The organism is Shewanella sp. SW1, from assembly GCF_025653545.1.
Taxonomy (GTDB): domain Bacteria; phylum Pseudomonadota; class Gammaproteobacteria; order Enterobacterales; family Shewanellaceae; genus Shewanella; species Shewanella oncorhynchi.
Genome location: NZ_JAKKSG010000041.1, coordinates 1 through 7,552 on the forward strand (window position 1 = coordinate 1; position 7,552 = coordinate 7,552).

At 44.2% G+C, this 7,552-nt stretch carries 5 protein-coding genes and 1 rRNA gene; 3 read left to right on the forward strand and 3 right to left on the reverse strand.

Translation table 11 applies throughout. The features are described 5' to 3' along the window. The coding region (locus tag L5M71_RS22745; protein ID WP_263209139.1) for a transposase at window positions 1-176 on the reverse strand (176 nt) is incomplete at its 3' end. 62 nt (window positions 177-238) lie between these two features. Between L5M71_RS22745 and L5M71_RS22750 the strand changes: the two genes are divergently transcribed. Continuing rightward, window positions 239-631, forward strand: a complete 393-nt coding sequence (locus L5M71_RS22750; protein WP_263209952.1) for a GCN5 family acetyltransferase — start codon at window positions 239-241, stop codon at window positions 629-631. Between the two features lie 214 nt (window positions 632-845). On the opposite strand, the gene L5M71_RS22755 is transcribed toward L5M71_RS22750, so the two are convergent. Further along, entirely contained in the window at window positions 846-2,990 is a 2,145-nt protein-coding gene (locus tag L5M71_RS22755) for a M3 family metallopeptidase (RefSeq protein ID WP_263209954.1), read from the reverse strand. A gap of 707 nt (window positions 2,991-3,697) precedes the next feature. Here L5M71_RS22755 and L5M71_RS22760 point away from each other — a divergent pair. Both L5M71_RS22760 and L5M71_RS22765 read left to right on the forward strand, forming a co-directional pair. After that, complete coding sequence (locus tag L5M71_RS22760; protein ID WP_263209956.1) at window positions 3,698-5,764, forward strand: bifunctional 2',3'-cyclic-nucleotide 2'-phosphodiesterase/3'-nucleotidase; 2,067 nt, start codon at window positions 3,698-3,700, stop codon at window positions 5,762-5,764. Between the two features lie 212 nt (window positions 5,765-5,976). Continuing rightward, entirely contained in the window at window positions 5,977-6,726 is a 750-nt protein-coding gene (locus L5M71_RS22765) for a DUF2057 domain-containing protein (protein WP_263209959.1), read from the forward strand. Window positions 6,727-7,303: 577 nt separating this feature from the next. On the opposite strand, the gene rrf is transcribed toward L5M71_RS22765, so the two are convergent. Continuing rightward, window positions 7,304-7,419 (reverse strand): 5S ribosomal RNA (gene rrf / locus L5M71_RS22770). Window positions 7,420-7,552: the final 133 nt, after the last annotated feature.

Below are 7,552 nucleotides of genomic sequence, written 5' to 3' on the forward strand. Positions count from 1 at the left end.
TTAGGAGCAAGCCCTTGGCGCTCAACCTGAAGCTGTGTTACCCACTTACTGACCGTTGATTTACCCACGTTCATGGCTTTCGCCGCCGCTTCTTGTGTGTAATCTTGATCTATGACTAATTGAGCGGTTTCGAGCTTAATTGCAGCACTATATCGTGCACGTTTACTTTTATTCATGTTGTCACCTAAATGGGTTATGAGTGGATCATAACATTTCTTATTAGGTGGCCAAATTCAGTGTGCCACTACAGTATCCTGATTCAATCGATGAGAATAGGGTTGGAGAGTATCCAGCGGAAACAAAATCAGGCGGCGGTTATTTCTATGATCAAGTCTTAGAATATCGTGTTTGGTGCCGCCCTTGGCAAGGTGCTCCAGATGAATTTGATGGTGAAATCTACTATTACGCATTTCATACTTATAATGAGGCTCTTGAATTTTCGAATGAAACTGATGGGTCTGAAGCGCCTTTAGTACTTATTAAACAGCTTGAATGGATTGATGAACCAGAAGCAGGAAAATTCATTCATAAAAAGGGTGAACGCCTAACTGAATGGAGGGTTGAGTGGTTATTAGAGAGTCAACGTACGGAGGACACTATTGCTAACTTTATAAGTGACAATCAAACATAACAATTTAATCAATAAAAAATAGTTTAAGACTGTCTTTCGACAACATTCCAACAAACTATTTTGGAACTGTGATTAGGAGCGTTACCTGTAGATTTTTCGTCCTCTAAACCTCCTGTCTTGAAACAAAAAATGGTTAATAAATCCGCCCTGACATCAGTAAAAAAAGGCTTGCTAGGTTTCCCTAACAAGCCTTTATCTTTTTACAATTAATCAATTAATCGACTAAACCGCGGCGCTTTAACAGTGCCTCTGTTGTCGGTTTTTTACCCGTAAAGTGAATATAATCTTGCATGAGATCTTCACTGTTACCTTTAGATAAGACTTCCTTACGGAATTTGTCACCATTATCGGCTTTCAATCCACCATGCTCGCCCATATAGGCAAAGGCATCGGCGGCAAACACTTCGGTCCACAAATACGCATAATATCCAGCTGAATAACCGCCAGAGAAGGCATGGCTAAAGTAGCTCGACTTATAACGCGGGGGAATTGGCGTAAAATCAAGACCATGTTTAGCTAATACTTGGTGCTCAAACTTCTCTACATCGCTAATTTGAGTATCGGCGCTGATAGAGTGCCATTCCATATCTAACAAGGCCGCTGACAGGTACTCAACGGTATCAAAACCTTGGCCAAACTTATTGGCCGCTAAAATTTTATCAAGCAGCGCCTTAGGAATTGGCTCACCCGTTTTGTAGTGTTTGGCATAGTTAGCAATCACAGCAGGGTCGATATTCCAATCTTCGTTAACCTGTGATGGGAACTCAACAAAGTCACGTGCGGTTGATGTACCAGCCACGCTTGGGTATTTCACTTGCGAGAATAAACCGTGTATCGCATGGCCAAATTCATGGAACAGAGTGGTCACTTCATCGAAGGTCATTAGCGTTGGGCCATCGGCTGGCTTAGGAATATTAAGCGCGTTATAGACAACGGGCTTAGTGCCGAGCAGACCGCTTTGGGTGACGAACTCATCCATCCACGCGCCGCCGCCTTTGCCTTCACGGGCATACGGGTCTAGATAGAATAAGCCAATAGAACTGTTATCTTTATCAAAGACTTCAAAGGCTAAAACATCGGAATGCCACACAGGTAAATCAGTACGCGGTTTTAAGCTGATGCCATACAATTTATGCATAGCGAAAAACAGCCCGTCTTTCAGCACAGTATTAAACTCGAAATAAGGCTTGATACTGCTTTCATCGAGGGAGTATTTCTCTTTACGCACTTTGTCGGCGTAGTAAGCCCAATCCCAAGGTTGCAGTTCAAAATCACCGCCCGCCTTTTTGATTTCAGCTTGAATATCAGCCGCCTCCACTTTAGCGCGAGCTAAAGCTTTTGGCGCTAAATCATCGAGGATTTCATACACAGCAGCAGGGGTTTTCGCCATTTGATCGGCAACCGCATAGGATGCCCAAGTATCGAACCCCAGTAAATTGGCTTTTTTAGCCCGTATTTGCGCCATTTTGACAATCAATGGACCATTGATTGCGACGGCTCTGTGCGCCGAGGTTTCCCATACTTTTTGGCGCAGTTCACGGTTACTCAGGCTAGAAAGCACAGGTTGGCGTGTCGTGTTCACTAACGTAATCAAATAGCCTTCTTTTCCAGCAGCTTTGGCAGCCGCGGCTAAGGTGGCGATTTCGCTGTCGGATAAACCGGCTAACAGGGCTTTATCAGTCACAACAACCACATCATCTTTAAATGATTTTAAGCTGTTTTGTGAAAAGTCCGTCGCTAAGGTTGCAAGCTCAGCGTTAAAGTCGCGCATCTTAGCTTTATCATCAGCCGACAATTTCGCGCCAGCGCGGACAAACTGCTCATAGTAGTATTCAACTAAACGCTGATCTTCCGCATTTAGGCTGCTCTTTTGCTGGTATACGGCTTCAACACGGGCAAATAAAGTCGGATCGAGATAAATATTATCTCGGTGGGCAGATAGCTTAGGTGCAAGATCCGCTTCGGTTTTCTGAAAATCATCATCAGAAATCAGACCTGCGAGATTAAAGAAGGTACGCGATACGCGCGTTAACAATTCACCCGAGGTTTCCATGGCAAGAATGGTATTGTCAAAACTAGCCGCTTGTTTGTTATTCACAATCGCCGCGATTTCTGCATCGTGAGCTTTAATGCCCTGCTCGAAGGCAGGAGCATAATCTGCGGACTGAATAAGATTAAATTGCGGCGCTTGATCTTGCAGTGGACTCTTGCTCAGCAGCACATTAGCTGCTTCAGCTTTGGCGGCGGATTGAGTCGCAACGGCATTTTTGGCTTCATTGGTGCTTACAGCAGGCTTGTCTGAACAAGCGCCAAGTAACAATGCCGCAGCTACGGCTGTGGTAATAACGGACTTACGCATATTAACTCCCTTGGATGTTGCTGCCCTTTCGATTGTATTTTTAAGGTGAAAGGTGCGCGCAAATGGATTTTGGCTTTCGGTTTACAACAGTCTGTTTTAACGAACTTGTGTAGCTTCGTACGTCAATTTCGATGAACTACCTTAACAAGTTACGCGCATTTCAGCCAAGTTTTACCCGCCCAGAGCGCAGCTTATTTGTATCACTTTATGTGTATTACCCGTCTAAATAAGCCTATGCCAACGCTACGCTAAACCTAACTCACCTCAATCAAGCCAAGAGACATGCGCGCATAAGTGATCAACATTGGCTAAAATTTGATGTAAAAGAATTATTTAAAACAATTCTACTGAAGTTTTACGTCAAATATCCCCGACATAGACAAGGGGCTGAGCAAATAAAATGCCATTCCAATAACAAATATTAATTCTTCTTAATAAACTGTTTACTGTAATTATTTAAACATTGCTGTAACAAATAAACAGGCTAAACGGCTCACTATTTAGGCAAGCAAACCTTGAGTCACAATTTGAAACAGCTTTTATCCGATTAATGTCACATTCAGATCATCAAATGTCTTTATAATTCCCGCTCGTTAACTTAGCAGCAAATTAACCTAACAGTTAAATTACGCCGAATTAACGGGATGATGGGCATGTTCTTTTACGGAACATGCATTGGGGTCAAATAAATATAAATAGAGATAACTATGTTAAATAAGAAAATACTCGCAGTGATGATCACTGCCGCCCTTGGTGTAAGCGCCTGTAATTCTGATGACGACACGATTATTCAACCTGATGACAAAGTCGTTCAAGCCGATTTACGGGTACTCGAAACCACGGATCTGCACACAAATATCATGGATTTCAACTACTACAGTGGCAAAGATGATCCAACTATCGGTCTAGCCCGCACTGCAAGCTTGATCCGCAAGGCACGCGGCGAAGCCAAAAACAGCGTACTCGTCGACAACGGCGATCTACTGCAAGGCAGCCCAATGGGCGATTACATGGCTAAAGTTGGCCTGCAAATGGGTGATATTCATCCAGCCTATAAAGCCATGAACCTATTAGATTATGAAGTCGGTAATATCGGCAACCATGAATTTAACTATGGTTTAGATTTCTTAAATAAATCTATTAGTGGTGCAGATTTCCCTTATATCAACTCAAACGTTTATTGCGCCGACGATAATGGTTGCTGGAATGAGGTTAAAAAAGGTGAGCATTTATTCACCCCTTATATCATTAAACAAAAAATTATTATCGACAGTGAAGGTAATAATCAAACCATTAACATTGGTTATATTGGTTTTGTGCCACCGCAAATTCTATTGTGGGATAAGCAAAATCTGACGGGGAAAGTGACGGTTGAAGATATAATTACAACCGCGAAAAAATATGTCCCCGAAATGAAAGCCAAAGGGGCCGATATCATTATCGCCATTCCACACTCTGGCATTGGTTCAACGGAAAATCCTGGCGATCCTATGGCTGAAAACGCCACTTACGCTTTGACTTATGTTGATGGTATCGATGCGATTCTATTCGGCCACAGCCACTCTATCTTCCCAGATGCTAAGTATGCTGACTTGCCCAATACCGATGTCACTAAAGGCCTACTGAACGGCGTCCCCGCAGTGATGCCAGGTCGTTGGGGTGATAACTTAGGGCTGGTTGAGTTTAAACTTGAGCGTAAAGATGGCAAATGGCATGTCCTTAGTGCTACGACTCAAGCTAGACCTATATATGATGGCACAGCTAAAAAGCCATTAGTGGACCGAGATGACGAAATTAAAGATGCAGTCGCAGCAGAGCACCAAGGCACCCTCGCCTTTGTGGATGAACCTATCGGTGTCGCTGCTGCTGATATGTATAGCTTTTTGACCTTAGTGCAGGATGACCCTACGGTACAAATCGTTTCCGACGCACAAATCGCTAACGTGAAAGCAAAATTACCTGCAGCATTAAAAGGGCTGCCAGTGCTGTCAGCCTCTGCACCTTTTAAAGCGGGCGGTCGCCACGGTACAACCAGTGATGCCGATCAATTTGTGCAAGTCGATAAAGGTCCACTGACCTTCAAAAACGCCGCCGATCTGTACCTGTATCCCAATACTATGGTGGCAGTCAAAGCAACGGGCGCCGAATTGAAAGATTGGCTCGAGTGCTCAGCGAACCAGTTCAATCAAATCGACCCAGCAAAAACCACCCCACAAGAGTTAATCAACTGGAATGGCCATCCAACCTATAACTTCGACGTACTCGATGGCTTAACCTATAAAATTGATGTGACCCAACCGAGCAAGTTTGACCGCGATTGCGCCGTCGTTAATGCCAACGCAAACCGTATCGTTGATTTAAGCTATAAAGACGAAAACGGCAAAGTCATCACAGGCGAAGAATTTGCCGCGAAAGAGTTTATCGTCGCTTCAAATAACTACCGCGCCTTTGGTGGTAAGTTTGCCGGTACGGGTAGCGACCATGTCGTGCTCGAACTGCCCGATACTAACCGTGAAGCACTAGCTGCTTATATCACAGCGCAATCTCAGTACAACGAAACCACAGGCAAGTACGAAGGTATGGTCAATCCAAGTGCCGATTACAACTGGGATTTCAAAACCATCACTACCAACGTCACATTAGACATTCGCTTCGAAACCCAAGACAGTGACAAAGCCGCTGCCTTTGTCGAAGCCAATAAACAACGTGAAATGAAGAAGATCGGTAAGGATGAACTAGGTTTCGCCGTTTATAGCATCAACCTAACCAAATAAGCGTTCAATCCCGAAATATCATGCTCAAAAAGGCTCCTCGTGAGCCTTTTTTATTCCCTGCAGATCAAATTAACGCTAATCTGCGATCTATAAACAGCTGGTCGCCATTTAGCTCATCATGCTCCACACTAAAAGTTAGACCAACTTTGTGTCGCCAAATATCTGCCTTACTATTTAGCTTAGCGGCATCCTTATAACAACAGAGAAAGCTTATGAAATATCAATCAATTTTATGTGCCACAGCATTAGTGCTAGGGACAGTGCAGCCAGCAACGGCCGATGTTCATCTCAATCTGCCTAAAAATGCTGAAGTGTTAACGGTCAATGGCAAGCCAGCCGTAAAGAGTGGCAACCTCGTTTTAGCCGATGGTATTAATCAGATTGCCTTTCGCTATGCCGCGCAATACCGGCAACAAGCTGACTCAGTGCATTATCTCTCCGACGTGCTAATCGTCCGTTTTGATGCGTCAGCACAAACACTCACGCTGACACTTCCCGCCATTAACTCAGCCAGAGATGCCAAGAAATTTGATGAGTCACCCAAGCTGGCACTATCAAATGCTCAAGATGAAGCCGTGGGTTTTACCAGTGATAAATTGATTAAGAATGGCATTCAACTGGGACGGGATTTCGAACACGAGATACTGCAGTACAACCTTAGCAATCATCCGGCTTCATTAAATCTCACTATGAATACCGCGACAACACAAGCAAGCGACGCCATTGCACCAGTATTGGCAAGCCAGCCGCAAATACACCAAACATCAGCAGCCACATCCACGAGCTTGATCGCGCCAGCAGTTATGTCGTCAGCAGTCGCAGCGAACAATGATAAGGCTCAGCAAATCACTCCAGCGACGACACCTAGCCAAGCTGAAATCAGTCAAATGCTGGATTACTGGTACAAACAAGCTAACGACAATACCAAAGCCAGCTTCAAAGCCAAAATAAATAAAGAGTGATGCATAGAGCACGCAAGCGTTGAAGAGGATATTTGTCCTCTAACCATCAACATTGCTTCAGCTATCTATTTCAGGCCGCCAGCTTAGTGTCACTATGAGCTGGCGGCTCCATTAGAGTTCATAAAATGAGAACTTAGTAAAACTTAAGCTCATTAAAAAAGCGCCCAGTAAACCATTTCCACTTCACAACTTAATGTTATTTCAAACAATGAAACGGTTTCAAAAACGCTAAAACATGTAAATTGCAGACGCAAAAAAACCAGCTTATCAGCTGGCTTCGTTACATCTCAATGAGATCATTAGGCACTTGGCGATGACCTACTTTCTTTTATCCCCGAAGGGGATACATGGGGGCGAGTCATCATTGCCTAAAATGCGCAGCATTTTGATGATGTGTCGCGCGGAGCAATGTATTGCGCAGCTGGGGACCCCGCTTAGCGGCGGGCGACCGCCATGGATGGTGGAAGTGTCAATATTGGAGGAACATTTATTGACCGACATCGAGATAGGTTTTCGCGAAGCGTATAAACACAAAAGCCCTAGCGATTTAGGCTAGGGCTTTGGTGTTTATTTGGATGCTTGGCGATGACCTACTCTCACATGGGGAGACCCCACACTACCATCGGCGCGTTTGCGTTTCACTTCTGAGTTCGGGATGGGATCAGGTGGTTCCACAAGGCTATTGTCACCAAGCAAATTCTGTTTATTACCGTGTCCATCTCTGGCTCACGCTAATAATAATTCGGAAAGCTGATTTGCTTTGTTTGAGTTCAAACTTTATCAAGTATCTGTATTCTGTCTAAGTTCGCTTAGCAAAACCCATCTG

Coding starts and splice junctions, on each gene's coding strand:
- L5M71_RS22755 (WP_263209954.1), bottom strand. CDS start 2,990: ATGCGTAAGTCCGTTATTACCACAGCCGTAGCTGCGGCATTGTTACTT.
- L5M71_RS22760 (WP_263209956.1), top strand. CDS start 3,698: ATGTTAAATAAGAAAATACTCGCAGTGATGATCACTGCCGCCCTTGGT.
- L5M71_RS22765 (WP_263209959.1), top strand. CDS start 5,977: ATGAAATATCAATCAATTTTATGTGCCACAGCATTAGTGCTAGGGACA.